The following is a 25167-nucleotide window of genomic DNA, read 5'->3' as shown; positions in this document are numbered from 1 at the left end:
CAGCACCCCTCACAAGACATGCGCACCGCGTGCCGGGCTCGAGACCACACTGGCCTGATGCCCGCGGGCCAGCATCGACTGGGCCAATGCCGCGGCATGATGCGCATCGCCTGCCAGCAGCGCGATCGTGGGCCCCGACCCGGACACGATGCCGGCGACGGCACCGAGGTCGCGCGCCTCATCGAGCGTGTGCTGCAGGCTCGGGCGCAGACTGATCGCCGCGGCCTGCAGGTCGTTGCGCAGGTGCCGCCCTAACTGCTCCGGGTCTCCCGTGGCCAGTGCAGTGACCACGGCTTCAGCCTCTGCCAACGCCTGAGCCTTGCCGGTCGCATCGATCTGGCCGTCGTCGACCAGCTCGTCGAACCGGCGATAGACGTCAACCGTGCTGAGGCCCTCGCCCTGCGTCAGCAGCACCCAGTGATAGGCCTCGCGCGTGATCACGGCGGTCAGGCGGTCGCCCCGCCCCGTGCCGATGGCCGTGCCGCCGACCAGGCCGAACGGCACGTCTGCACCGAGTTCTGCCGCCATCTCGCCGAGCTGCTCTCGAGAGACCTCGAGCCGCCACAGCCGAGCGAGTGCGACCAGCGCGCCGGCGGCATCCGCCGAACCGCCGGCCATGCCGCCCGCGATCGGCACCCGCTTGCGCACCGTGCACGCAGCGGCCAAGTTCTCAGGCGACGAGACGGTGCGCAGCTGCGCGGCGCGCGAGGCCAGCAGCCGACCGGCGCGCAGCACGAGGTTGTCGTCGTCGACGATCAACGAGTGGCTGCCGGTGAAGTGCAGCGACCACTCCGGGGCCCAGCGCACCGAGATGTCTTCGTAGAGATCGACCGCCTGAAACACGTTGACGATCTTGTGATACCCGTCGTCGTACTGCCCGCCCACGGCAAGCAGCAGGTTGATCTTGCCCGGCGTGCGGGTCACGATCGGCGGCGATGCGGGATGCATGAGCCCCAGTCTAGCCGCGGCATGCTCGACGATCGCGCCATCGCGCGCGATACTCTGGCTCCGTGACCGCCATCGAACTGCGTGACCTCGACGACCCGCGCCTGAACGACTTCGCCCGCCTGACCGACTCAGCGCTGCGGCGCCGCATCGACAGCGAACGCGGGCTGTACCTCGCCGAGTCGAAGTTCGTGTTCGAGCGCGCGCTGGCGGCCGGGCACGAGCCGCGTTCGGTGCTGGCCGAGCGCAGCGCACTGGCCGAGGTCGAGTTCCAGCTGACTGCAGCCGGCTATGGGGATGCCGCGCGCGAGCAGGCGGGTCTGCCGCCGGTTCCGGTGTTCACCGGCGATGCCGCGGTGCTCGAACGGCTGACCGGCTTCGAGCTGCATCACGGCGTGATCGGCTGCATGAATCGGCCCGCCCCGCTCGATGCCGCCGACGTGATCGCCGGGCCCACGGCGGTGGACGCTGCAGCCGGTGTTGCGGCCGGCACCGGTGGCCGACGGCGTCTCGTCGTCGTCGAGGGCGTGGTCGACCCGACGAATGTGGGGTTGATCTTTCGCTCTGCGGGGGCACTCGGGGCCGACGGCATTCTGCTCACGCCCCGCACGGCAGACCCGTTGTACCGGCGGGCGGTGCGCATGAGCATGGGCACGGTGCTGCAGGTGCCGTGGGCGCATGTCGGCGGATGGCGCGAGCTCGCCCCGCAGCTGCACGATGCCGGCTACCACGTCGCGACGCTCGCCCTCGACGAACGGTCGGTGACGCTCGACGAGTTCGCCGACCAGGTGCGCACGGCACCCGATCGTTTCGGCCGTCTCGCGCTCGTGCTCGGCTCTGAGGGGTACGGCGTCTCAGACGCCTGCCTGCGCGCGGCAGACGCCCTGGTCGAGATTCCGATGGCCCACGGCATCGACTCGCTCAACGTCGCGGCGTCGAGCGCGGTGGCGATGTGGGCCCTGCGGTGAGAGCGCCGCGGTGAGGGCCCTGCGCTGACACGGCGGCCGGCAGTACCTCGTCGCCGACATTGCATGTTGCATGCAACACGGACTAGTCTCGCTATCACGGTTCCAGCGTCGGAATCGTCACGTCAAGAGGTTCGACATGCAGCGCCCAGCAAGAGAGGTTTCTGTGCTCGCTTCAGATGACCAGCCAGCCGAGTCGCTCAGCGGCGTCGATCTCTCGCCCTTCGCTGTTCTCGACGAATTCGGGGCGCCTTCTGCTCTCTTGTCTGATCAGGAGGCTCGCAGTGTTGACAATGTGCGCGCCCAGAGCCGTTCGCGTCTCGGCAGCATCGCGACGCTGCCACGCCTCGTAGACCTCGGCGTGATCGGCGAAGCACTCTTCGGCCGATCGCGAGGTCGGGACTGTGCCGACTCCGCTCACCAGCACCATGGTTCGGAGATCTTCGAGCGCAGTCAGAGCGCGGTCATTGTGCGCGCCCCTCAGCAGCGCGGTGTGAAAGTCGCGGTCGGCGTGCAGCGTCGCCCGGTCATCGCCGCGTGCAGCCGCTTCGCCAAATCTCTCGTAGACCTGTTCGACGGCCGACCGCTCAGTCTCATCGGCCTCGTGCACCGCCCGCTCGACAAGAGGAAGCTCCAGCATCAGGCGCAGCTCAAAGCCCTGCAGCAGGTGCTCCAGGGTGGCCGGCAGAATGCGGACACCACGGTTGCGCTCGATGGTGACCAGACCCATGTGCTCAAGCTGCAGCGCCGCCTCACGAACCGGGGTGCGCGAGACTCCGAGCTGCTCGCCGAGGGCAGTCGCGGAGTAGCAGACCCCGGGTTCGAGCTCGCCGGCGAGAATCGCCCGATGCAGCCGTCGCACCGTCTGATCGGTGAGGGTGCCCGAGCGATCGATTCTCTTCACGCTCGCTATTCTTCCACAGCGCACAGGCACCACCGCCCGCGGCAGTCGCCGAGACGCACCGGCACCGTCAGGCGAAGAGTCACTTTTCGATCAGCAGCACAGGAGCACATGAAATGACCACGAACTCACCAGCCACTCACGAGTATGCCGTGATCGGCGGCGGCATCATCGGCGCCGCAGTCGCCCGGGAGCTCACGCTGAAGCACCCTGACGCACATGTCACCCTCTTCGAGAAGGAAGCCTCGCTCAGCGCCCACCAGACCGGGCACAACTCCGGCGTCGTGCACCAGGGCCTGTACTACGAACCCGGCAGTCTCAAAGCCACCCTCTGCCGGCGAGGAGTCGAGCTGCTCAGCGCCTTCTGTGCCGAGCGCAGCCTGCCCTACGACGAGTGCGGCAAGGTCGTGGTCGCTCAGAACCCGGTCGAAGAGGAACGCCTCGAGGGCATCTTCGCCAAGTCGGTGGCCAACGGCGTGCCTGATGTGCGCCTGATCGACCGCGCCGAGCTGGCCGATGTCGAGCCTGGAGCCGTCGGCACGCGAGCCCTGCACTCGCCGCACACCGCCATCATCGACTACCCCGCCGTCACCCGCGCGCTGGCTGCCGATGTCGTGGCCGCCGGCGGCGAGGTGCGCCTGTCCAGCGGCGTGCAGCGCCTCGAAGATCGTTCCGACGGTGTCGACGTGCGTTTCGAAGACGGCACCGCACAGCGCTTCGACTTCGCCGTCGTCTGCGCCGGGCTGCAGTCTGACCGCATCGCGCGCGCCTCGGGTCAGCCCGCGTACCCGGCGATCGTGCCCTTCTTCGGTCAGTACGTGATCATCGACCGTGCGCATGAGGATGCCGTGCGCGGCCTGGTCTATCCCGTGCCCGATCCGGCGTATCCGTTCTTGGGTGTGCACATCACCCGGCGCATCGACGGGGGGCTGATGGTCGGCCCCAACGCCTTTCTGTCATTCTCGCGCGAGGGCTATCACGGCCTCGGTCTCGACGTGGGCGATACGCTCAAGACCGCTGCCAACCCCGGTTTCTGGAAGTTCGCCCTGCAGAACCTGCCCACCGCCGCTCAGCAGCTGGGCGGGGTGGTCTCCGCCCAGCGGTTCGTCACCGATGCCTCGCGGTTCGTGCCCGCGCTGGCCGGTGCGCAGGGGCACCGAGCCACCCGCGGCATCCGTGCGCAGGCGATGTGGAAGAACGGCTCACTGGTCGACGACTTCGTGATCCAGCACGGCGGACACGCCACCTACGTGCGCAATGCTCCCTCACCAGGCGCCACCTCGTCGATGGCCATCGCCGAGCACATCGTCGCTCAGGCGACCGAGCAGCACGGGCTCGATACGCGACGTCTCACCGCTGCAGGCGACCACTGACCGACTCCGACCACCATCACATCCGCACACGAAAGACAATGAGGTACTTCTGTGAGCATCACCGAGAAACCGCTCCAGCCATCTGGCCCGACGTCCGGCCACACCGTCGAGACTCCTGAGCAGGAGCGACTGCGCCTGCGCCGGGTGGCCGTCGCGACTGTGGTCGGCACAGCCGTCGAATGGTACGACTTCTATCTGTATGCGACGATGGCGGCCATCGTCTTCGGCACCGTGTTCTTTCCCGCCGGCGACACCCAGGCCGCAACGCTGAAGGCCTTCGCGACCTTCGCCATCGGGTTCATCGCCCGCCCCGTCGGCGGCATCGTCTTCGGGCATCTCGGCGATCGCATCGGCCGCAAGAAGACGATGGTGATGACCTTTCTGCTGATGGGCATCGCCACCGCCCTCATCGGTGTGCTGCCGAGCTTCGAGACGGCAGGCTATTGGGCCCCGACCCTGCTGGTGATCGTGCGCATCGTGCAGGGCATGGGCGCCGGCGCCGAGTACGCCGGCGCAGCGGTGAACGCCTACGAGCACGCCCGCCCCGAGCATCGCGGTCGACAGGGCGCCTGGCCCGCCCTCGGTCTGAACCTGGGGCTCGTGCTCTCATCGGGCACCATCGCCGTGATGACCATCAACGGCGATGACTTCCTGATGGCAGGCGGCTGGCGCATTCCCTTCATCGCCAGCATCGTGCTGGTCGGCATCGGCCTGTGGGTGCGCGAGCGGATGCCCGAATCACCCGAGTTCACCGCGGTCAAAGAGCACAAGCGCACGGTGACCTTCGCCGAGGTCATGCGCCGGCACTGGCGCGGACTGCTCGTCGTGCTGGTGGTCGCCATCGGCTACAACGCGCTGAGCTACATCTTCAAGACCTTCTCAGTGGCGTATCTGGCAGAGTTCCAGCACGTGTCAGCCAACCTCAACTCGACGGCCATCACCGTCGCAGGCCTGATCGCCATCGTGACCGTGCCGGTCTTCGGCGCCCTGTGCGACCGCATCGGCAGCAAGCGCGTGATCATGCTCGGGGGCGCGTTCGCCGCCGTCTTCGCCTTCGTCTTCCTGTGGCTGCTGCAGATCGCCGAACCGTGGACGGTCTACCTGGCCATCGGCGTCGGAACCGGTGTGCTCGCCCCGATGATGTTCTCGTCTCAGGGGGCCTTCCTGAGCCGACAGTTCCCCACTGACTCGCGCTCGACCGGAGTGGGCACGGCACGAGAGGTCGGCACCGCCATCGCTGGTGCGCTGGCGCCGCTCGGAGCGCTCTCACTCGTCACGGCGTCACCCACGAACTCAACCTTCGGAGTCGGAATCGTGCTGGTCGCCGCGGGCATCGTCGTCGTGGTCGGAGCACTGTTCGACCAGGGTCGCAAGTTCAGCGAGGGCAAGAACTGACGTTCGGCGCTCGCCGCTCATCACCGAGCGGCGAGCGCCCTGCCGATCGCGACGAACTCGTCGAGCCCGAGCCGTTCGGCACGCAGCCCCGGATCCACACCGGCAGAGCGCAGCAGCGCTTCGGCGTGGTGCGGCCCGTCAACCAGGCCGGCCAGCGACTGACGCAGCGTCTTTCGCCGCTGCGCGAAGGCGGCGTCCACCGCACGAAAGGTCGACAGCCGCAGCGTCTCACCACCAGGGCGGTCTGCGATCGGGCGGATGTCGCCGGCGAGCAGCCCAGACGTGACGTTCGGGGCCGGCCAGAACACGTGCTTGCCGACGGATCCGGCGAGCCGCCACGGCCCGTACCAGGCCGCCTTCACGCTCGGCACACCATAGATCTTGCTGCCCGGTGCGGCCGCGACGCGATCGGCCACTTCTGACTGCACCATGACCAGCACACGGCGGATGCTCGGAAAGGTCTCGAGCAGATGCAGCATGATCGGCACGGCAACGTTGTACGGCAGGTTTGCGACGACCGCTGTGGGCCCGTCGTCGGCGCCGGCAGTGCGGCGATCGTCCCGGGCCTCGGCCCAGTCGGCGGCGGTGACCTTGGCCGCGTCTCCCCGAATCACCCGCACGCTGCGGCCAGGCGCCTGTTCGGCGATCGTGCCCGGCAGCGCCCCCGCCAGACCGGGATCCAACTCGACGACCGTCACGTCATCGGCGACCTCGAGCAGCCCCAGCGTCAGCGACCCGAGCCCCGGGCCGACTTCGAGCACACGGTCGTCGGCACGCACCCCGGCCGCGGCTACGATGCGCCGAATCGTGTTGGCGTCGATCACGAAGTTCTGCCCCAGCCGTTTCGTCGGGGTCACGCCGTGCCGCTCGGCGAGCGCGCGCACCTGCGCCGGGCCCAACAGCTGCACCGCCATCGTCACCACTCCCCGTAGACACGCACAGTGGTCGCGGCGATCTGCCCGGCGAGCTCTGCGACCGGCGTCTCAAGCGTCTCGGCCATGAATCGCAGCGTGTTCGGCAGCAGATACGGCGCATTCGGCCGGCCACGATAGGGCATCGGCGTCAGATACGGCGCGTCGGTCTCGACCAGGATGTGATCGCGGGGCATGCGCCGCAGCCCCTCGCGCAGGTTCTCGGCGTTCTTGAACGTCACCGTGCCCGAGAACGACGCGTACCAGCCATGGTCGGCACAGATGTCAGCCAGCTCGGCATCGCCGCTGAAGCAGTGGAACACCGTGCGCTCGGGGGCACCGACCCGCAGCAGCGCCTCGACGACCTCTCGATGCGCGTCGCGATCATGAATCTGCATCGCCAGCCCGTGCGTCTTCGCTATCTCGATGTGTCGCTCGAACGAGTCGATCTGGTCGGCGAAGCGCTCTGGCTCGGTGTAGTGGAAGTCGAGCCCGGTCTCACCGACCACGCGCACCCGGTCTTCGGCCGCGAGCCGATCGAGTGCGACGAGCGCATCGTCGAGCACGCCCGCGTCGACGTAGGCGGGCACCTCGTTGGGATGGATCGCGACGCCGGCGAGCATGCGGCGGTCCTGCGCCGCGTGCTCCGCCGCCCAGCGCGAGGATGCCATGGTCGTGCCCGCCTGCACGATGCCGGCCACGCCGACGGCCTCGGCTCGATCGAGCTGCTCGACCCAGTCGGCGGGCGCGTTCTCGACCTCCGCACTCGGGAAGTCGGTGCGATCGACGTTGCCGGCGATGGCGTCCGCAGCACCGCTCGCCTCACGCGCCGCAGCGGCCGCAGCCTCACGGGCGGGCGTGAGGATCGCATCCTCGAGCCAGGGCTCGATGTGCGTGTGGTTGTCGTAGACCGGGGCCGGCAGTGGCTCGGGCGCCGGCGGATAGCTGTGGTCGCGGTGTTTGTGACCCATCGACTACGCCTGGTGCTGGGGCACGGGAGTCTCGGGCACCTCGGACGAATCGACACGCGGGAACAGCGCCTCGATCGCGTGCACGGTCGGCGCCGCATGCTGCTGCCACTGGTCGGCCTCGGTGATGGTCACGTCGGTGATCGCACCGGTGCCGATCACCTCCCAGAGCTTCGCCGCGGCCTCGGGAATCACCGGCGAGAGCAGCACGTCGAGCGCCCCCAGCCCGAACCAGACGGTGTGCAGAATCGTGCCGAGCCGCTCGGTCTCGCCGCGCTTGGCGACGGCCCAGGGCTCCTGCTCGGTGATGTAGCCGTTGAGAGCGTCGACCAGACGCCAGATCTCGCTGATCGCATCGTTGGTGCGAAACTCTGCGATCGCCGCGTCAGCCTTCGCCGGGATCTCGGCGACCAGATCGACGATCGCCTGGTCGGCCTCGGTGGGCTCGCCGGCCTCGGGAACGGCGCCGTCGAAGTACTTCGCGATCATCGCGAGCGTGCGCGAGGCCAGGTTGCCGAAGCCGTTGGCGAGCTCGGCCTCGTAGCGCGCGGCGATGTCCTCCCACGAGAACGAACCGTCGTGGCCGAAGGTGATGGCCCGCAGAAAGTAGTAGCGGAACGCGTCGGCACCGAACACGTCGGTGATCTGGGTCGGCGCGATGCCGGTGAGCTTCGACTTGCTCATCTTCTCGCCGCCGACCAACAGCCAGCCGTGGCCGAAGACGTGCTGCGGCAGGTCGAGCCCGGCCGCGAGCAGCAGCGCCGGCCAGATCACCGCGTGGAAACGCAGGATGTCTTTGCCGACGATGTGCACCTGCGGGGGCCAGCGGCGCTCGAACGCCTCGTCGTCCTGCCCGTAGCCGACCGCAGTCGCATAGTTGAGCAGTGCGTCGATCCACACGTAGAGCACGTGCGATTCGTCCCACGGCAGTTTGATGCCCCAGTCGAAGCTCGAGCGTGAGATCGACAGATCGGTCAGCCCCTGCTTCACGAACGAGACGACCTCGTTGCGTGCGCTGGCGGGCTGAATGAAGTCAGGGTGCTGTTCGTAGAGATCGAGCAGCGGCTTCGTGAACTCGCTCATCTTGAAGAAGTAGTTCTTCTCTTTGAGCAGCTCGACCGGCTTCGAGTGAATCGCGCAGACCTTCTGACCGGCGAAGTCGCCCACACCGTCGACCAGGTCGCTCTCCTGCTTGTACTCCTCGCAGCCGACGCAGTAGTAGCCCTCGAACTCGCCGGTGTAGATGAACCCGCGGTCGTAGAGGCGCTGCAAGAAGACCTTCACGTTGTCTTCGTGGCGCTGGTCGGTGGTGCGGATGAAGTCGTCGTTCGAGATGTCGAGCGTCTTCAGCAGCGGCTTCCAAGCTGACTCGACGAGGCGATCGGCCCACTGCTTCGGCGTCACCTCGTTGGCCGTGGCGGTGCGCAGAATCTTCTGCCCGTGCTCGTCGGTGCCGGTCAGCAGAAAGGTGTCGTCGCCGCGCTGCCTGTGCCAGCGGGCCAGCACGTCTGAGACCACCTCGGTGTAGCCGTGCCCGATGTGGGGCACGTCGTTCACGTAGAAGATGGGGGTGGTGATGAAGAAGGAGTCGCGCTTGGCCATGACCTCTATTCTACGGCCTGCTACTCTCAGTCATGCCAACACTGTCGGCGAGGAGAACCTGTGATGAGCACTGCTGATGAACTGCTACGTGTCGCCCGTGAGAACGGTCCCGCTCTGCAAGAGAGCGACCCTCAGGTCTGGGAGTCGTTGGGCGCGCGTCTCGCCCAAGAGCTCAGCGGCGACAGCGCTCAGGCGGTCATCGTTCGACACGAAGTGCCCAATGCCCTGCTGGGGCACGTGGTCGCCCGTGAACTCGGTGTTCCACTCGTCACCGTGGCCGACGACGAAGGCGTGCTCTATTTCAGCACGGACTTCGCCGCAGACTGCAAGCGCGCTGCCATCGTCACGGTCGTTCCCGAGGCCTATCCCTCTGTGAGCGCGCTCATCGCGGCGACCCGTTCCAAAGACGTGCAGGTGACCTCGATCGGCACTGTCCTCCCAGACGACGCCCATCTCATCCCGCCCCATGTGCCGACACGGTGCTTGGACGACGGCCGCTGACATTGCATGGGTGTTCAGAGTCTCGAGCGCGGACTTGCCCTGCTGGCGGCAGTCGCCGAGCATCGACGAGGAGCTTCGCTGCGTGATCTCTGTGCCGACACAGGAATCGCCCACTCCACCGCACACCGGGCGCTGATGACGCTGGCCGAGACCGGCTTCGTCATCTACTCCGCGCAGCAACGCCTCTATCACATCGGCCACGCTCTGACCGACATCGCCGAGAAGAGCAGCACGAATTCGGCTGTCACGCCTCAGCCGGTGATCGAGATGAGCGAGCAGACCGGAGAGACCGTCTTCGTCTGCGAATGGAGCGCCCGCGAGGCCGTGTGCGTGGCGCTCGCACGATCACGGCACCCTCTGCAGCTCTTCGTGCGCATCGGCCAGATCATGCCGGTATACGCGGCGGCCTCGGCCCGTATGCTGCTCGCCTGGCAGCCGCCTTCCGAACGAGCCGCCATTCTCTCGACGCTGACGACGACCCGCTTCACCAGCGACACCGTGACGTCGCCCGAACAGCTCACCACGCACCTCGGCACGATACGCGAACGGGGCTATGACATCTGCGATTCCGAACTCGATGACGGCATCTGGGCAGTCGCCTACCCCGTGCATGATGCCGCCGGGAGGGTTCGGTCATCGGTGACCGTGGCCGTTCCGGTTCAGCGTGTGCAGTCTGTCGCCGCGCAGCGTCATCTGCAGCAGCTCGCATCTCAGTGCGCCGCGCGGCTCTCGTCAGAACTGGGCTGGGAATCGAGCAGCCCGGTCTGACGCATCCGGTCGTCTCGCTCGCAGCCGATGCCCGGCTGCGCACAACTGTTACCTGCTGTTCACAGCGTTTCATCGATGTTACAGCGGCCACACAGTGAAGCATCGAAGCCCCGCCATCCCGCACAGCGGACTCATTTGATTCGAGCGTGTTACCTGTCCGCCGTCTGCGGCGAAGAGGGCTCCTGCCCGTCGTCAACGCAGCTCGGAGGCCACCTACTATTGCCTTTCAGCGCAGCTCCCACAGAAATCGAAGGCGGTGACCAGATGAACGACAGACCTGTGATTCACTCACGTCTGGCCGCTCCAGCTCTGCCTCTCAGCACGCCTGTGATGCCCGCTTCGGGATGCTTCGGCCCAGAGCTCGCCGACGTCGTCGACGCTTCGGTCTTCGGTGCGGTCGTGACCAAGACGATCTTCGTGCAGCGGCGAGGCGGGAACTCCGCGCCACGACTGCACGACGCCGGTCTGGGCATGTTGAACGCGGTCGGCATTCCCAGCCCGGGCGGTGCCGCCTTCATCGACGAGGTGCTGCCCCGCTATGCCGCGATGAACGCAACGGTGATCGTGAGCATCGGCGGAACGTCTGTCGACGACTACGCCGCCATGCTCCAGGCACTCGAACGCGTCGAGCACAGCGGCATCACCGCATACGAGGTGAACCTCTCGTGCCCCAATCTCGATCATCGGCTCGGAATCATCGGCGCGACGCCGTCCGGGGTCGACACCGTCGTGCGCCGGCTGCGTCCGCTGACCGCCCGCCCGCTCATCGCCAAGCTCACACCAGCCACCGCTTCGATCGTGGCGACGGCCCAGGCCGCCGAGTGCGCCGGTGCAGACGCGGTCACCGTGTGCAACAGTTTTCCGGGTATGGGCATCGACGTACAGAGCCGTCGCCCCGTCCTCGGCAACGTCACCGGCGGCCTCTCCGGCCCTGCGGTGAAGCCGCTCGCACTGAAGCTCGTCTACGAGGCTGCCTCGGCACTCGGCATTCCTGTGATCGGATGCGGTGGCATCAGCAGCGTCGACGACGTCCTGGCCTTCCTGATCGCCGGTGCCGCGTCGGTGCAGATCGGCACCGCACTCTTCTCACGTCCCGCAGCGATCAACGAGATCATCGCTGCGCTGCCCGACGCCCTGCAGCAGTGCGGCGCCCGGACGCCAGACGACCTCGTCGGCACGCTCCGCACCGGTTGACGCACCGCTGCATCCCACGCCCGTTCACATCACTCACCCCACCAGTTCACCAGAGGAGTTCTCATGACCGCTGCAGCACAACAAGCCGCCGCACCACAACACGATGATCTCGCCGCACGAAAGTACGAGCGCCGGGCGATCTTCTCGTCGGCGCTCGGACACAGCCTCGACGGCTTGGACCTGCTGATCCTCGGATTCGCGATGTCCGGCATCATCTCGACGTTCGGCGTCTCGCAGACCGTGGCCGGGAGCCTCACCACCATCACGCTGTTCGGCGCATTGGTCGGCGGTCTGCTGTTCGGCGTGCTCTCCGACCGCTTGGGCCGGGTCAAGGTGCTCACCTATTCGGTGATCTTCTTCGCCGTGTTCACCGGGCTCACCGCGCTCGCGCCGAACTTCGAGATGGTCGCGGTCTTCCGGTTCCTGGCCGGCGTGGGCATCGGTGCCGAATTCGGCATCGGCATGACCCTCGCCGCCGAGGCCGCCCGGCCCGGTCACCGCGCACGGGCCACATCGTGGGTGGGCATCGGGTTCCAGTGCGGCGTCTTGGTCGCCGCACTGACCTCGGCCCCCATCATCGGCGCATTCGGGTGGCGCGGGCTCTTCGCCGTCGGGGTGATCCCGGCGGTCATCGCCATTGTCATTCGCCTGACACTGCCGGAGTCCCGCGTCTTTCTCGAAAACGCCGGCAAAGCACAGCAGGAGCCCGGCAAGACCAGCAGTCGCATCCTCGCCCTGTTCGCGAACCGCCGAATCGCGACCACCTCGATCGCGATGATCATTCTGACCACGGTGCAGAACTTCGGATACTTCGGCATCATGACCTGGCTGCCCAGCTACCTGAGCAAGCAGCGCGAGCTGTCTCTGACCTCGACCGGGGTGTGGACGGCGGTGACCGTGCTCGGCATGATGCTCGGCATCGTGGTCTTCGGGCAGATCGCCGACCGCATCGGGCGCCGACCCGCCTTCTGGATCTTCCAGGTGGGTGCCGCCGTCAGCGTGCTCGTCTACAGCCAGCTCACGACAGAGACCAGTCTGCTCATCGGCGGTTTCGTCATGGGCATGTTCGCCAACGGCATGCTCGGCGGCTACGGCGCTCTGCTCGCGGAGCTCTACCCCACCAGAATCCGCGCCACCGCGCAGAACGTGCTGTACAACACCGGGCGGTTCATCGGCGGCGGCCTGGGCCCGATCGTGATCGCGGCGCTCGCCACCGACCATGGCTTCGCCTATGCGCTGGCGCTGCTCCCTGCGATCTATCTGATCGCCTTCGTGACGATGTTCCTCATTCCCGACAAGAAGGGCAAGGAGCTCGACCATGCCTGAGAACCGAGACTCACAGGCAGTCGAGGCCCGCGAGCTCTCGAGCCTGCAGGCTCACGACGCACGGTGGCGCAGCGACCTGCTCATCGACATCAGGGCCGAGGTCTCAGACCCGAGCGACGAGACCCAGTGGTTCAGCGCGTTCTGCCGCCCCACTCTGCTGCGGCGGGTCGCAGCCGAGATCGGCTCGAGGCTGCCGCACGACACCACGTTTCTGCAGGTCGGCGGGAGGACCGCCGACCTCGTGATCGGGGTCGCCGTGAGCTTGCACGCCGGGCTGCGGCTGGTCTCCGAGACGACCGGGGATGCCCCACGCGGGTCGGGTGAGCATGCTGCCGTGATCGGGCTGTTCGCTCCCGAGGGTTCAGATCCCGACGGGATCTCTGTCGTCGGGTCGACCCAGGCATTGTTCACCGCGGCTGAGATCAGCGGCCGCGAGAACGTCGTGAGAGAGGCACACGAATGACCGAGGGCAACAGCACAGCAGCCGAGCAGGTCGCTCTGGACGTGTCCGGCGTCGACGAGCTCATCGATCGCTTCGCTGCACTGAGCGAGACGCACGGCGCCGAGGGCGTCACACGTCTCGGCTATACACCGCTCGAACGCGAAGCGCACCAGGTCTTCGCCACGTTCATGTCTCATCTGGGGCTGTCTGTGCACAGCGACGCGGCGGGAAACACGATCGCCGAGCTGCCGGGTGACGGGCGCCCAGACGGCATCGGCACTGGCTCCCACCTCGATTCCGTGCCCCATGGTGGGCGGTTCGACGGCATCGTCGGTGTGGTCGCGGCGATGCTGTGCGCGCAAACGCTCGCGGCCGATGACTACCACCCACGGCATCCGCTGCGGTTCGTCGCCTTCGCCAACGAAGAAGGCGCCCGATTCGGTCAGGCGTGCAACGGCTCACGGCTCGCCGCCGGCACGACCGACGCCGAGGCGCTCGGCGAGCTGCGCGACCGCGACGGCATCAGCGTGCTCGAGGCCATGCGCTCGGTCGGGCTCGACCCCGACCGTCTCGACGAGGCACGGTGGCGCAGAGAAGACTGGGACTCATTCATCGAGATGCACATCGAGCAGGGCAGCGTGCTCGCAGACGGTGCAGACGACATCGGCCTCGTCGACACGATCTCGGGAAGCACCCGGCTGCGCCTCACAGTGCACGGTGTCGCCTCTCATTCCGGGGGCACGCCCATGCTCGCGCGTCACGACGCCCTGGTCAGCGCCTCGGCGATCGTGCTCGCGGCCAACGACCTCGCCCTCGACGCAGAGCACTTCGGCACGCGCATCACGATCGGGCGAATCATCGCATCGCCGAACTCCATGACGACGATTCCGGGCGAGGTGACACTCGACGTCGACATCCGCGATGTCGACACCGATCGCCAACGCCAGACAGCTCTCACGCTGATCGCGCGGGCCAAAGAGACCGCCGCACTGCACGACACCTCGCTCGACGCGCATCTGATCGCAGACACCGCGCCGACCCTGCTGTCTCGCCGCATCATCGAACTCGCGTCGCGCGAAACCGACCGTCTGGGCATGGTGCACCGTGTGCTCGCCAGCGGGGCGAGCCACGACACGCAGCAGATCAGTCGCGTCTGTGAGACCGGAATGCTGTTCGTGCCGAGTCTGCACCACGGGGTGTCGCACTCTCCCGACGAGTTCAGTCGCGCCGAAGACATCGCTCGCGGCGTGCAGGCGCTGACCGGGCTGCTCACGGCGCTCGACATGGCAGACGAACAGCCGGCGTCATGAGCGAGCACTATCGGCTGAAGACGCTGCCAGCTTGGCCGAGGCACGTGCTGCTCGACGATCGCCTCGCGCCCGTGCGGCACCAGCAGATCAACCCCCAGTACCGGTTGGTCACGCTGCACGCGCCGGAGCTCGCGCGTGCGGCACGACCGGGTCAGTTTCTCATGGTCACGGCCTGGGATCTCAGCAGTCGACAGCTCACCGTGCTGCCTCGCCCCATGGCCGTCTCAGCTGCCGACGCCGACTCAGGTCTGGTCGACTTCGTCTACCGCATCATCGGCCGGGGCACACGTCTGATGGCGGCCGAGGCCGAGACGATCTCTGCCGCGGGGCCGCTGGGGCGCGGCTATGATCTGCCCGGGGCGGGGCACGTGCTGATGCTCGGTCGAGGCGTCGGCATGCCGTCACTCGCCTTCGCGGCCAACCGGCTCGTCGCCGCTGGGGTCGATGTGTGTCTGATCGCCAGCAGCCGTGATGCCGAATCGTCACTCGCCGTGACCGAGGTCGTCGGCAACGCGTTGGACAGCACGGTCCGAGTGCTGGACTCTGACGGCACCAGCGACCCGCTGCTGCTCGAGAGCCGCCTGTGCCGGCGGTTCGACGCGGTCCCCCCGGCCACGATACTGGTCTGCGGCTCACGTCGTCTGACGAATCTGGCCGTGCGCCTGAGCCAGCGGTGGAACATACCGGTGCAGGTCTCTGTCGAACAGAAGATGGCCTGCGGCATGGGCTACTGCCACGGATGCGTGCTCGACGCCCGCCCCGACTGCGACGGAGATTTAGTCTGCCTGCAGGGACCGGTCTTCGCGGCGAGCGCGACCGCTCCCGAGGTCGTGCAGCCGCGGCCGAACCCGCCCGAAGCGCATTCCGTAGACTGTGCACATGCCCGTGTCGTCTGACGCACCCTCGACGGGTGCCGGTCATGCAGTTGGCTGTGCAGGCCCGCGCGCAGTCGCCGTGCTGACGCGGCCGACCGCGCGAGACACGAACTCGTCAACCCGCAGCCGATGCTGCACCCGAGAGAGAAAAGAGAGCACTCGATGACGCAGGATTCCGCACAGTCGCACCAGGGCATCCCCCGAACCACGTCTGCAGTGCTGATCACCGACGTGCGCCCCTATGGCGAGCAGCCGCGTGACCTGCTCATCGACGGGCCGGTCATCGCCGGCGTCTTCGACACCCGCCTGCGCCCGCTGGTGCTGCAGCATGCGCAGCCCGCACGGGTCGTCGCGGGGCACGGCCTCGTCGTCGTGCCCGCGTTCGTCGACCTGCACGTGCACCTGCGCGAACCGGGCGGCAGCGATCAAGAGACCATCGCGACCGGTCTGGCCGCGGCTGCCGCCGGCGGGTTCTCAGACGTCTTCGCGATGGCGAACACCACCCCGGTGACCGACACTCCCGAGCGGGTGCAGTGGATGCGGGCGCAGGCCGCGCAGGCCTCGCGCGTGCGTGCGCACCCGGTCGGGTCGATCACCGTCGGGCTGGCCGGTGAGCGCGTCTCGCCGATCGAAGAGCTGGCAGATGCCGGGGTCACTCTGTTCTCTGATGACGGCAGGTGCGTCGACGACGCCGGGCTCATGCAAGACGCGCTGCAGCGCGCAGGGGCCCTGGGCCTGACCGTCGCACAGCACGCGCAATCGCACGCTCTCGCCGGCTCGGGGCAGCTCAACGCCGGCTTCGCCGCCGAGCGCACCGGGCTCGATCCGTGGCCGGTGAGCGGCGAGGCCGCGATCGTCGCTCGAGATGCGGTTCTCGCCGCTGAGACCGGCGGCCATCTGCACGTGTGCCATGTGTCGACGCGACGCACGGTCGAGGTGGTTCGTGCGGCCAAGGCGAACGGGTGGCCGGTGTCGACCGAGGTGACCCCGCATCATCTGCTGCTGACCGATGAACTCTCGGCGCTGGCCTCACCGATGTTCAAGGTGAACCCGCCGCTGCGGTCGACCGACGACGTGCTCGCGCTGCGCACTGCGCTGAGCGACGGCGTGATCGAGACGATCGGCACCGACCATGCACCGCACACGGTGGCGAGCAAGTCGTGCGGCTGGTCGCAGGCGGCATTCGGCATGACCGGTCTCGAGACGGCCTTGCCTGTCGTCGCCACCGCGACCGCGGTCGACGGAGTCGTCGACTGGCGCATGATCACCCGTGTCATGCACGATCGGCCTGCTGCGATCGGCAGTCTGCCCGACGTCGCGAACAGCGCGGTGCGCGCCGGAGACCCGGCCACGCTGGTGTTCGTCGACGAGCAGCAGGAGCAGACCGTCGACGGGGCGTCGCAGCTGACGAAGGGTCTCAACACCCCGTTCCAGGGCGTGACCTTCGGCTGCCAGGTGGTGGCCACACTCATCGACGGCGAGCAGGTGCACGGCTCGCTGATCTGAGCCGGACGTCGAACCGCTGGGCTTCATCGGTGGGCTCAGTATTCCGAGAGTCGGTTGTAGTTCGGAATCGGGAAGCAGGCGGTGAATCCGGCGATGCGCAGCAGGTGTGTGTCATTGTGAATGAACATGTTGAGCGACATGCCGTTCTCATGCTTCATGAAGAGATTCGTCGTGCCGGCTGCCGTCTCGTCCCATTCCAGCGACCATTCGGGACGTGAGCCCCATTCCTGTTCGACCTGATGCGCGTGCGCCCACAGATCCGTCTCTGAGGTGACCGTCGTACTACTCGTGCTCGGCCAGCGGAAGAGGGTCTCTTCGTCATTGCATTTGAAGACCGTCCGCTTGCGATCTGGCGAGCCGTAGTGCTCGACGATCGAGTCTGCCGGCAGCAGCGCGAGAATCTCATTGCGATGATCGAACATGCTGGTCTTCGCCGTGTCGAGATTCGGAAAGGCTTCGACGGCGCGCTTCTTTGGCGGGACGCAGGCGCTGAGCAGCAAACTGGTCGCCACGATCATGACGAGCATGGCAAGGAGTCGACTCGGTGGCACCGCTCGCTGGTGTGTGCTATTGCTGTGGCTCTCCGGTCTTGACGGCCATTTCATGGATGCTCCATTCCGAGGATGTCATCGCTCATCGCGCTCAGCGGCCTCTCATTCTCTTCCGGCCCCTTGGCAATGCGACTGTGCTGGTCGAACGCCGAGTCGCCTGCAACCTCGGGAAAGAACCGGTGTGCGAAGAAGTCCGAGGCGCTGGCCGTCTGATACGGCAGCCTCGCTCCGCTCGGCGACACGTTCTCGCTCGTGTCGCTGACTCGGTCGATGAGCCGAATGGCATCGCCCTCGTAGTTGTAGCTGAAGTAGGAGGTTCCGGCGGCCGGATCCCACGATTGGGGCGCATAGGCGCCGCCGATGCCCAACACGGTGTCGCGCTGAGCGCCATTCGCCTCGGCTGACAGCTGTATCGTGTGCCCCGCGCTGTGGCCGATGCCCACCCGTTGGGCGTCTGCGAGGTGCGGTTGAGCACGAACCTGGTGTTCGAATTCTGCCACCCTGCTGCCGAGGCCAGAGAGAAAGCGCTCGTTCGTGTTCGCGCGCTCCCCCGCCCAGCTCGCCCATGGCCCGTCTTTGTAGACGAACGCCACAGCGTTGACACCTGACGTCTCGTTCAGATCGCGGACGAGATAGTTCGCGACTTCTTGGGTCTCGTTGCGGTAGAAGCCGTGCAGGTCGGCCCCGGTACCGGGCAGGTAGGTCATGACATGCGTCGCCGGCCGGCTGATGTCGCCGACGACCTCGACGAGACGGTCGTTGCGCGGGTCGAAGACGACCAGCTGCCGTTCACCAGAGACGATGCCGCGAAAGTAGTCGAGCTGCTCGCGAGCGCGGGGCAGCATCATCGCACAGTCGCCGTTGGTCGCCTCGCCCTGTGGACAGCGCTGCTCCCACTGCCGGTGAGATTCCTCAGCGCCGTGCAGCACATCTTCGGCGCTGCGGCGATTGGCCGCGATCCGGTCGACGAATGGCACGCCGCCCAGACCGCCGACGAGCCACGACGCACCGTCGATGAGTGCCGCACGAGCGCTCTCGTCGAGGTGCGCCCAGAACGCACTGACGGCGGCCGGGTCATGCTGCACCTGGCGCAGATAGGCCTGTGCCGATGCCGGGTCAGCCGCCCAACCGTGCAGACCGCGCATCGCGACCAGCGCACCGTCATAGCCGCTGCCCGAGCACTGCGCAGGCAGCGACAGCCCGTTCGACCGGGCGCACATCTCGGTGTTCACCTCGCTGCGTCGGCTCTGCAGCCGCTGCCACGCGACGATCAGGCCCTCGACCTCGCCCTCCAGAGCCCGCCAGCGACTCAGCACTCGCTCTGCTTCGGCCGCCTGACCGGCCCGGCGCTGCAGCTCGGCGTCGGCGATCTGGACGCCGGCCTGTGCCAGTCGGTCGATGCCTGCCGCAGATGGAGCCCGCCAGCCGGTCGTCACCATCTGGGTGAACCCGCCGCTCGCGATCAGCTGCTGACGGCACCTCGCGATCTGACGCAGCCGATCGGCTGCATCAGTGCGCACGCGCTCGGCCTGCAGATCGAGTTCAGAGACCTCACCGGCGTACCAGTGCAGCTGTGAGGAACTCTGCTGTGCCGTCTCACCGAGCGATACAGCCAACTGCTGCGGTCGGTCTAACAGCAGCTCGGCTCGACCGCAGGCGACCGCCTGCTGCTCGGCGAGTGCTGAGCGCGACTGGACGATCGCGGCATGCACCTGCAGCACGCCGTCGGTCTGCCGGCCGAGATGGGTTCCCAGCCCATGGATCGATTCGAAGTCGCCTCGCCCGGGATGGTCACCGGTGAGCACACTCTCGACGCTCGCCATCACTGACCAGCTCTGGCGCGCAGCTCTTCGGCTTCGAGACCGAGCTGCTCGTCGGCTGCGGTGACCGAGGTCGAGATGGCTCGAGCGGCGGCGGCACCGAGCTCGCACCCCTCGACGAGCACCCGAGCCGCCGCGGCGAGGGCGCAGCCGACTCGTGACATGACCGCCTGCACACCGGCGTCGCCGTAGTCGAGCCCGTCTGCCGTCTGCACCCGGCCCAGGCTTGCCAGCGCATCTGCCCCCTGCGCAGTGCTCAGCGCACTGGCGACATCGTGCAGCACTTTGTGACTCAGTTCGAGTGTCGTCGACATGCTCGTTCCTGCCTGTTCGATTCGCCGTGCCCGCCGAAACTCATCAGTGTCGCTCAGCCGATGCGCGATGCGAGTTCTTGGTCGACCTGCTGCAGCGCCGACGCCGTCTGCCGCAGATACTGACCGAGATCGGCGAGACCTTCCATCGCACGCTGCGAGCCGGTCACGAACTGCTCGGTCGCCGTGTTGAACTTGCCTGACGCATGCTGGGTGACGAACCCGCCGCCGACCAGCTCGGCGATCTGCGACCGTGCCCGGTCGAGCTCGCCGATGATCGTCTGCTTCTGTGACTCCAGCCGCGCTGCCGCGCCCTGCAGTTCGTCGTATGAGACCGAGATGCTCGAACCCGCCATGATGACCCTCCTGATGATCAGCGCCGACGCCGAGTGGCGTCGTTCGTGATCAGCACATTATGAGGTTCGCAGCTCACAGACGATAACGTCGGCACGTCTGTGGATAAGCCTGTGCACAGCTCAGGCTGTGCAGAGCTCCCAAGCCCGTCGGCTCAGCCGGCGTCAGCGCTCGGCGCGCCGCTGCAGCGCGAGATCGTAGAGGGCCTTGCGGCTCACTCCGGTGCGTTCGGCGACCTCGGCCGACGCCTCTTTCAGCCGTCGCCCGGCGGCGACCAGAACGAGCACGGCATCCACATGGTCATCGGGCGACTCGACGCGAGCCGGCGCACCGGCGATCACGATGACGACCTCGCCGCGCACGCCCTCGGCCGCCCACTCGGCCAGATGCCCCAGCGAGCCGCGCTCGGTGTGCTCGAAGCGCTTGGTCAGCTCGCGGCTGACGCTCGCCGCGCGATCGGCGCCGAACACCTCGATCATGCTCTGCAGCGCCTCAGCGACGCGGTGCGGCGACTCGTAGAAGATCATGGTGCGCTGCTCGTCGGCGAGCGCCCGCCACAGTCGCGTGCGCTCGCCCGGTCGGCGGGGCACGAACCCCTCGAAGCTGAACCGGTCGGTGGGCAGCCCCGAGACGGCGAGCGCCGTCAGCACCGCCGTCGGCCCGGGCACCGAGGTCACGGTGACACCGGCCTCGCGGGCCGCGGCGCCCAGCTGAAAGCCGGGATCGCTGATCGTCGGCATGCCGGCATCGGTCACGACCACCACGTCGTGCTCTCGGGCGAGGTCGAGCAGCTCGTCGATGCGCTCGCGCTCGTTGTACTCGTGCATGCTGATCATGCGCGGGCGGTTCGCGATGTCCAGCACGTCGAAGAGGTGCAGCGTGTTGCGGGTGTCTTCGGCCGCGACGATCTCGGCGTTCTCGAGCAGCTCGATGAGACGAGGCGAGGCGTCGCCGGCGTTGCCGATGGGGGTTCCGGCCAGAATGATCATCGTGTCTCCTCAGTGTGTTCTCGAGCTGCGGATGCTGCGCCCGCCTGGGGTGAGACGCGCTCGCCCGCAGCCGGCGCGCGCTGGTCTTCGATGCGCAGCCCGGCCACCGCAGCGGCGAATCCACGGCGGTCACGCGTCGCCCAGACGCCGATCAGGTTCACGATCGCGAACAGCCAGGCCGCCGGCAGCAGCCACGCCCGCCATCCGTCGGCGCTCGCGCCGGGTGCGCCGCTGATGGTGCCCGAGACCGAAGCCGCGTCGAGCATGGCGAGCAGCCCGAACCCGCCTGAGCCCACCATGAAGCGCAGGCTGCGCGCGAGCCACGCAGGTCGCGCATCCGCCGGTCGGCTGCGCAGCAGCACCGCCCACTCGCCGAAGGTGCGCCCCCGCCAGAGCACGAACACCAGCTGCACGGCCAACGGCACGCACCAGATCAGCCAGGTCATGCGCGGGTCGGCCACAAGCGCCTCGGCGCGCCCGCTGCCCGGCCACAGCCCGGCGACGATCATGAAGAACATCAGCGACAGACCCTGCGGAGCCAGAAACACCAGGGTCGCGTCGCAGAGCATGCCGGTCAGTCGGCGCAGCGCGGTGACCGGCGTCGGCCTGGTGCGGTCTGCACGCTCGCCGCGCCCGATGAACGGGATGGCCGCCAGCGACCCGATGATCGCGCCCAGCGTGTTCGTGGTCAGGTCGTCGACGTCGAAGACCCGATAGGCGCACGGGTAGAGCCCCCAGACTCCGGTGAGCTGGGTGAGCTCGATGAGCAGTGAGACGCCGAGCCCGCCGACGGCAGCGACGACGACGCCGGCGCCGTGGCGCACGCGCAGCAGCACGCCGAGCGGCACGAAGAGCGCCACGTTCAGCGCGAGCTGCCAGACGACCATGCTGCGCAGCAGCCCGCCGACCGACGGCGAGGCCGCCAGCAGGTGGCGCAGATCGTGCCCGAGGCTCAGCTGCACCCCGCGACAGACGTACTGCCCGCTCGACGGCAGCGGCAGCAGGGTGTAGCAGACCAGGGCGGCCAGATACACTGCCGTGATCAGCCACCCGCCGACCCACCAGCCGTCGGCGCTGCCGCGACGGCGATAGCTCACGATGACGAACGGAACGAAGAGCGCCAGCGCGACCAGCGTGCCGAGCACGACGGCGAGCATGGCGAGGCCCGGCTGCAGCACGGAGCTCATCGGGCGCGCCCCGGCTCTCGCTCTGCAGCACGGCCGCGCGCCGCAAGGCCGTCGACGAGCAGGTCGACGCCGAAGGCGAAGTCGCCGGGCACGCTGTCGACCACCATCGCGCCGAACGCGTCCAGGTCGGCTGCGGCGAAGGCGCCGTCGCCGATGCGGTGCTCGACGCGCGGCGCCGCGGGCACGTCGAGCCCCAGTTCGCCGGCCTGGTCGCGCTGCTGTTCGTGCTGAGTCGACCCGAGCACGAAGTGCAGCAGGGCCGCGGCACTGGCCCGGGCGGTCTCGTCGTCGAAGCCGCCGTCGCGAACGCTCGTCTCGAGGTGGCGCATGGGGATGCCATGGCCGAGCCCCAGCGCCACCGTGCTCGCGACGACCTCGGCGCCGTCTCGGTGCTCGAGCAGCGTGCAGCGCAGCCAGAGCGCCTCGGCGCGCAGAGCGCTCGTCCACCCGGCTCGAGCCTGCACGAATGCTCTGCGCAGCTGATCGCGCTCTGGTCGGTCTCGCGTGATCCAGTCGCTGACGGCGGCCAGCAGGCTCTGCTTGTTCTCGAAGTGCCAGTAGAGGGCGCTGGGCTGCACGCCCAGGGCGGTCGCCAGCCGACGCATGGTCAGATCGGGCAGGCCGCTGCGATCGAGCAGCTGCACCGCTGCGGCGATGACGTCGTCACGGCTGTGGCGTGCACCACGGCGCTCCCGCTGCTCGGCGACTGTGCGCCTGTTGTCGACATCCACAAAACGAGTGTACCGGCGTCGTGACAACCGAACAGCGTTCAGGTGAACAGCGTTCAGGTAATGTGTTCATCGGTCGCCCGCTGTGCGACGACCGACTCTGCAGAACTCGGCGGGGTCGTTTTCAGTGAAGGAGCAGACACGATGCCCACATCGCCCACCCAGCCGAAACGCACCCCGTCGACCCTCAGCGACGCGCCGGCGAAGACGCCCACGACGACGCGCCGAGGCTTCGGCAACCGCGACATCGCCCGCATCGCAGTCTTCGCGGCTCTCATCGCCGCCCTCGGGCTGATGGGCCCCATCCCGGTGCCGGGCCTGGTGCCGATCACGGCCCAGACCCTCGGGGTGATGCTCGCCGGCACGGTGCTGGGCGGTCGACGCGGCGCACTCGCCGTGGTCGTGCTGCTGCTGCTCGTGCTGATCGGCCTGCCGCTGCTCAGCGGCGGGCGCGGCGGCCCTGCCGTGTTCGTGGGCCCCTCGGCCGGCTACCTCTTCGGCTGGATCGCCGGCGCCTTCGTCGCCGGTGCGATCGCCCATGCCGGCGGCCGCATCGTCTGGTGGCGCACGCTGATCGGAGCCGTCGTCGGCGGCATCGTCGTGGTTTACCTGTTCGGCATCCCGGTGACTGCGACGGTCGCCGGCCTGCCGCTGTCGCAGGCCCTCGTCTCGTCGTTCGCCTTTCTTCCCGGCGACGCGATCAAGGCCGTGCTGGCCACGCTGATCACCACGGGGCTCTGGAAGGCGTATCCTCAGGCCTTTCCGGCGCGCATGCAACTGGCCGGCAAGTAGGCTCGGAACCATGACCTCTGAGGTGATCTGATGCGTGCCGCCGAGATTCGGCTCGACGCGCTGTGCGTCGACGCCGGCGGCACGCGCATCATCGACGAGGTGAGCCTCGACGTCGCCGTGCGACGGCTTGCGGTGATCGGAGCCAATGGCTCGGGCAAGTCGACGCTGCTGCGCGTGCTCGACGGGCTGATGCGCCCCAGCGCGGGCGAAGTGCGCGTGCTCGGCCTCGACCCGATGGGCGAGGCGAAGGCCCTGCGCCGCCGGGTGGGCTTCGTGTTCACCAACCCCGACACACAGATCGTGATGCCCACCGTGCGCGAAGACCTGGCGTTCTCGCTGCGCGGGCTGAAGCTGCCGCGTGACGAGGTGCGGGCGCGGGTCGACGCCTGGCTCGACCGCTACGGGCTGCTCGACCGCGCCGACGTGCCGGCGCACAGTCTGTCGGGCGGGCAGAAGCAGACCCTCGCGATCGCCGCCGTGCTCATCCGCGAACCCGATTTGGTGCTCGCCGACGAGCCGACCACCATGCTCGATCTGGGCAACGCCCGACGCATCAGCCATCTCCTCGTCGACGAGCTGCCCGGGCCCGTGGTCATCGCCACGCACGACCTCGCTCTCGCGCGCCGCTGCGACCTGGCGATCCGTTTCGAGGCCGGCCGCATCATCCGCGTGGGAGACCCTGCCGAGGTCGTCGACGAATACGAGCGGGCGTTCGCGTGATCTCGCAGTACGTTCCCGGCGACAGCCCGATGCACCGCCTGCCCGCCGGGCCGAAGCTGCTGCTGCTCATGACGATCGCACTCGTCGTCTCACTGCTGCCCGCAGTCTGGTGGGTGTCGGCCGGTCTGCTGGTCGTGACCCCAGCGCTCTATGCGCTGGCCGGGCCGGTGCTGCGCGAGCTGCCTCGGCAGCTCTGGACGACCAAGTGGGTCATCGTGTTCTTCGGGCTGCTGATTCTGATCTTTCAGGGGCCGATGCCCGCCCTCGTGCAGACCACGCGCTTCATCTCGCTGATCGTGCTCGCCGGGCTGGTCACGCTGACCACGACGACGACCGCGATGCTCGACGCGCTGACCCGAGCGATGGGCCCGCTGCGGCTCGTCGGCATCGCCCCGGAGCGGGTGGCGCTCACGCTCTCGCTGGCGATCAGCGCCGTGCCCGTCGTCTCGGGGCTCTCGCACAGCATCCGCGAAGCCCAGATCGCTCGCGGCACCCCGCCGAGCATCCGCGCCTACGTGCTGCCGCTGCTGGTGATGACGCTGAAGTACTCGGACGACCTCGCCGATGCGCTCACCGCACGAGGCGTCGAGTGAGCGGCCGGCACACGCCTGCTCTCGAGTCTGACGCCGATCTCCCGGTGCGGGGCGTCGGCCTACCTCGCGACGATGGAGACGGCCGTTCCGCAGTGCCCGGCCTGCGGTGCAGCGTTCAACCCGCGGTGCTCGCGCCACCA

26 protein-coding genes are annotated in these 25167 nt (G+C 68.0%); 14 read left to right on the top strand and 12 right to left on the bottom strand.

What is annotated here, in order from left to right; genetic code table 11:
- Positions 1-9 precede the first annotated feature (9 nt).
- On the bottom strand, positions 10-948 hold the full coding sequence (locus LRX77_RS07405; RefSeq protein ID WP_231832267.1) for a 4-(cytidine 5'-diphospho)-2-C-methyl-D-erythritol kinase: 939 nt from the start codon (positions 946-948) through the stop codon (positions 10-12).
- 62 nt (positions 949-1010) lie between these two features.
- Between LRX77_RS07405 and LRX77_RS07400 the strand changes: the two genes are divergently transcribed.
- Positions 1011-1913, top strand: a complete 903-nt coding sequence (locus LRX77_RS07400; protein ID WP_231832266.1) for a TrmH family RNA methyltransferase — start codon at positions 1011-1013, stop codon at positions 1911-1913.
- Positions 1914-2085: 172 nt separating this feature from the next.
- Here the strand turns inward: LRX77_RS07400 and LRX77_RS07395 are convergent, their stop codons facing one another.
- Entirely contained in the window at positions 2086-2814 is a 729-nt protein-coding gene (locus LRX77_RS07395; RefSeq protein ID WP_231832265.1) for a GntR family transcriptional regulator, read from the bottom strand.
- Positions 2815-2927: 113 nt separating this feature from the next.
- Between LRX77_RS07395 and lhgO the strand changes: the two genes are divergently transcribed.
- Together lhgO and LRX77_RS07385 are read left to right on the top strand one after the other, a co-directional pair.
- Entirely contained in the window at positions 2928-4184 is a 1257-nt protein-coding gene (lhgO, locus tag LRX77_RS07390; protein ID WP_231832264.1) for an L-2-hydroxyglutarate oxidase, read from the top strand.
- 51 nt (positions 4185-4235) lie between these two features.
- Positions 4236-5579, top strand: coding sequence for an MFS transporter (locus LRX77_RS07385; protein WP_231832263.1), 1344 nt, complete (start codon positions 4236-4238; stop codon positions 5577-5579).
- A gap of 20 nt (positions 5580-5599) precedes the next feature.
- Here the strand turns inward: LRX77_RS07385 and rsmA are convergent, their stop codons facing one another.
- From rsmA to metG, 3 genes are read right to left on the bottom strand one after another with little or no spacing between them, the layout of a single operon-like run.
- Positions 5600-6493 carry a 16S rRNA (adenine(1518)-N(6)/adenine(1519)-N(6))-dimethyltransferase RsmA gene (rsmA, locus tag LRX77_RS07380; RefSeq protein ID WP_231832262.1) on the bottom strand — a complete coding sequence of 298 codons (894 nt, stop codon included), beginning with the start codon at positions 6491-6493 and terminating at the stop codon, positions 5600-5602.
- A gap of 2 nt (positions 6494-6495) precedes the next feature.
- Positions 6496-7461 carry a TatD family hydrolase gene (locus LRX77_RS07375; RefSeq protein ID WP_231832261.1) on the bottom strand — a complete coding sequence of 322 codons (966 nt, stop codon included), beginning with the start codon at positions 7459-7461 and terminating at the stop codon, positions 6496-6498.
- 3 nt (positions 7462-7464) lie between these two features.
- Positions 7465-9060 (bottom strand): methionine--tRNA ligase, encoded by a 1596-nt coding sequence (metG, locus tag LRX77_RS07370; RefSeq protein ID WP_231832260.1) that lies wholly within the window; start codon positions 9058-9060, stop codon positions 7465-7467.
- A 63-nt stretch (positions 9061-9123) separates the two neighbouring features.
- Between metG and LRX77_RS07365 the strand changes: the two genes are divergently transcribed.
- From LRX77_RS07365 to LRX77_RS07330, 8 genes are all read left to right on the top strand, one after another.
- Entirely contained in the window at positions 9124-9561 is a 438-nt protein-coding gene (locus LRX77_RS07365) for a hypothetical protein (protein ID WP_231832259.1), read from the top strand.
- 6 nt (positions 9562-9567) lie between these two features.
- Positions 9568-10329 (top strand): IclR family transcriptional regulator, encoded by a 762-nt coding sequence (locus LRX77_RS07360; RefSeq protein WP_231832258.1) that lies wholly within the window; start codon positions 9568-9570, stop codon positions 10327-10329.
- 264 nt (positions 10330-10593) lie between these two features.
- Positions 10594-11523, top strand: coding sequence for a dihydroorotate dehydrogenase (locus LRX77_RS07355; protein ID WP_231832257.1), 930 nt, complete (start codon positions 10594-10596; stop codon positions 11521-11523).
- Positions 11524-11586: 63 nt separating this feature from the next.
- The gene (locus LRX77_RS07350; RefSeq protein ID WP_231832256.1) at positions 11587-12849 is read left to right on the top strand and encodes an MFS transporter; all 1263 of its coding nucleotides are present in this window, start codon (positions 11587-11589) and stop codon (positions 12847-12849) included.
- A complete protein-coding gene (locus LRX77_RS07345; RefSeq protein WP_231832255.1) occupies positions 12842-13312 on the top strand; it encodes a hypothetical protein in 471 nt (156 codons plus the stop codon). Before LRX77_RS07350 ends, LRX77_RS07345 begins: the two co-directional genes overlap by 8 nt.
- Complete coding sequence (locus tag LRX77_RS07340) at positions 13309-14601, top strand: Zn-dependent hydrolase (protein ID WP_231832254.1); 1293 nt, start codon at positions 13309-13311, stop codon at positions 14599-14601. Before LRX77_RS07345 ends, LRX77_RS07340 begins: the two co-directional genes overlap by 4 nt.
- Positions 14598-15497 carry an iron-sulfur cluster-binding protein gene (locus LRX77_RS07335; protein WP_231832253.1) on the top strand — a complete coding sequence of 300 codons (900 nt, stop codon included), beginning with the start codon at positions 14598-14600 and terminating at the stop codon, positions 15495-15497. The genes LRX77_RS07340 and LRX77_RS07335 overlap by 4 nt, the downstream gene beginning before the upstream one ends.
- Before the next feature lie 141 nt (positions 15498-15638).
- On the top strand, positions 15639-16982 hold the full coding sequence (locus LRX77_RS07330; RefSeq protein ID WP_231832252.1) for a dihydroorotase: 1344 nt from the start codon (positions 15639-15641) through the stop codon (positions 16980-16982).
- 35 nt (positions 16983-17017) lie between these two features.
- On the opposite strand, the gene LRX77_RS07325 is transcribed toward LRX77_RS07330, so the two are convergent.
- From LRX77_RS07325 to LRX77_RS07295, 7 genes are all read right to left on the bottom strand, one after another.
- The gene (locus tag LRX77_RS07325; protein ID WP_231832251.1) at positions 17018-17509 is read right to left on the bottom strand and encodes a hypothetical protein; all 492 of its coding nucleotides are present in this window, start codon (positions 17507-17509) and stop codon (positions 17018-17020) included.
- Positions 17510-17583: 74 nt separating this feature from the next.
- Entirely contained in the window at positions 17584-19356 is a 1773-nt protein-coding gene (locus LRX77_RS07320) for a hypothetical protein (RefSeq protein ID WP_231832250.1), read from the bottom strand.
- Positions 19356-19667, bottom strand: coding sequence for a hypothetical protein (locus tag LRX77_RS07315; RefSeq protein ID WP_231832249.1), 312 nt, complete (start codon positions 19665-19667; stop codon positions 19356-19358). Before LRX77_RS07315 ends, LRX77_RS07320 begins: the two co-directional genes overlap by 1 nt.
- Positions 19668-19720: 53 nt before the next feature.
- The gene (locus tag LRX77_RS07310; protein ID WP_231832248.1) at positions 19721-20020 is read right to left on the bottom strand and encodes a WXG100 family type VII secretion target; all 300 of its coding nucleotides are present in this window, start codon (positions 20018-20020) and stop codon (positions 19721-19723) included.
- Between the two features lie 162 nt (positions 20021-20182).
- On the bottom strand, positions 20183-21007 hold the full coding sequence (rsmI, locus tag LRX77_RS07305; protein ID WP_231832247.1) for a 16S rRNA (cytidine(1402)-2'-O)-methyltransferase: 825 nt from the start codon (positions 21005-21007) through the stop codon (positions 20183-20185).
- Positions 21004-22194 (bottom strand): VanZ family protein, encoded by a 1191-nt coding sequence (locus tag LRX77_RS07300; protein WP_231832246.1) that lies wholly within the window; start codon positions 22192-22194, stop codon positions 21004-21006. Before LRX77_RS07300 ends, rsmI begins: the two co-directional genes overlap by 4 nt.
- Complete coding sequence (locus LRX77_RS07295) at positions 22191-22925, bottom strand: TetR family transcriptional regulator (RefSeq protein WP_231832245.1); 735 nt, start codon at positions 22923-22925, stop codon at positions 22191-22193. The genes LRX77_RS07300 and LRX77_RS07295 overlap by 4 nt, the downstream gene beginning before the upstream one ends.
- 141 nt (positions 22926-23066) lie before the next feature.
- On the opposite strand from LRX77_RS07295, the gene LRX77_RS07290 reads away from it, so the two are divergent.
- The 3 genes from LRX77_RS07290 to LRX77_RS10525 are packed head-to-tail and all read left to right on the top strand — an operon-like array spanning position 23067 to position 25027.
- Positions 23067-23714: a biotin transporter BioY gene (locus tag LRX77_RS07290; protein ID WP_231832244.1), complete on the top strand. Its 648-nt coding sequence runs from the start codon at positions 23067-23069 to the stop codon at positions 23712-23714.
- 30 nt (positions 23715-23744) lie between these two features.
- Positions 23745-24434 carry an energy-coupling factor ABC transporter ATP-binding protein gene (locus LRX77_RS07285; protein ID WP_231832243.1) on the top strand — a complete coding sequence of 230 codons (690 nt, stop codon included), beginning with the start codon at positions 23745-23747 and terminating at the stop codon, positions 24432-24434.
- Positions 24431-25027 (top strand): energy-coupling factor transporter transmembrane component T family protein, encoded by a 597-nt coding sequence (locus LRX77_RS10525; protein WP_231832242.1) that lies wholly within the window; start codon positions 24431-24433, stop codon positions 25025-25027. Before LRX77_RS07285 ends, LRX77_RS10525 begins: the two co-directional genes overlap by 4 nt.
- Positions 25028-25167: the final 140 nt, after the last annotated feature.

Origin of the sequence: Pseudoclavibacter sp. 13-3 (assembly GCF_021168475.1) — a bacterium.
Taxonomy (GTDB): Bacteria; Actinomycetota; Actinomycetes; order Actinomycetales; family Microbacteriaceae; genus Pseudoclavibacter_A.
The sequence above is the reverse complement of the archived record's forward strand: the minus strand, read 5'-3'. Positions and strand labels throughout refer to the sequence as shown.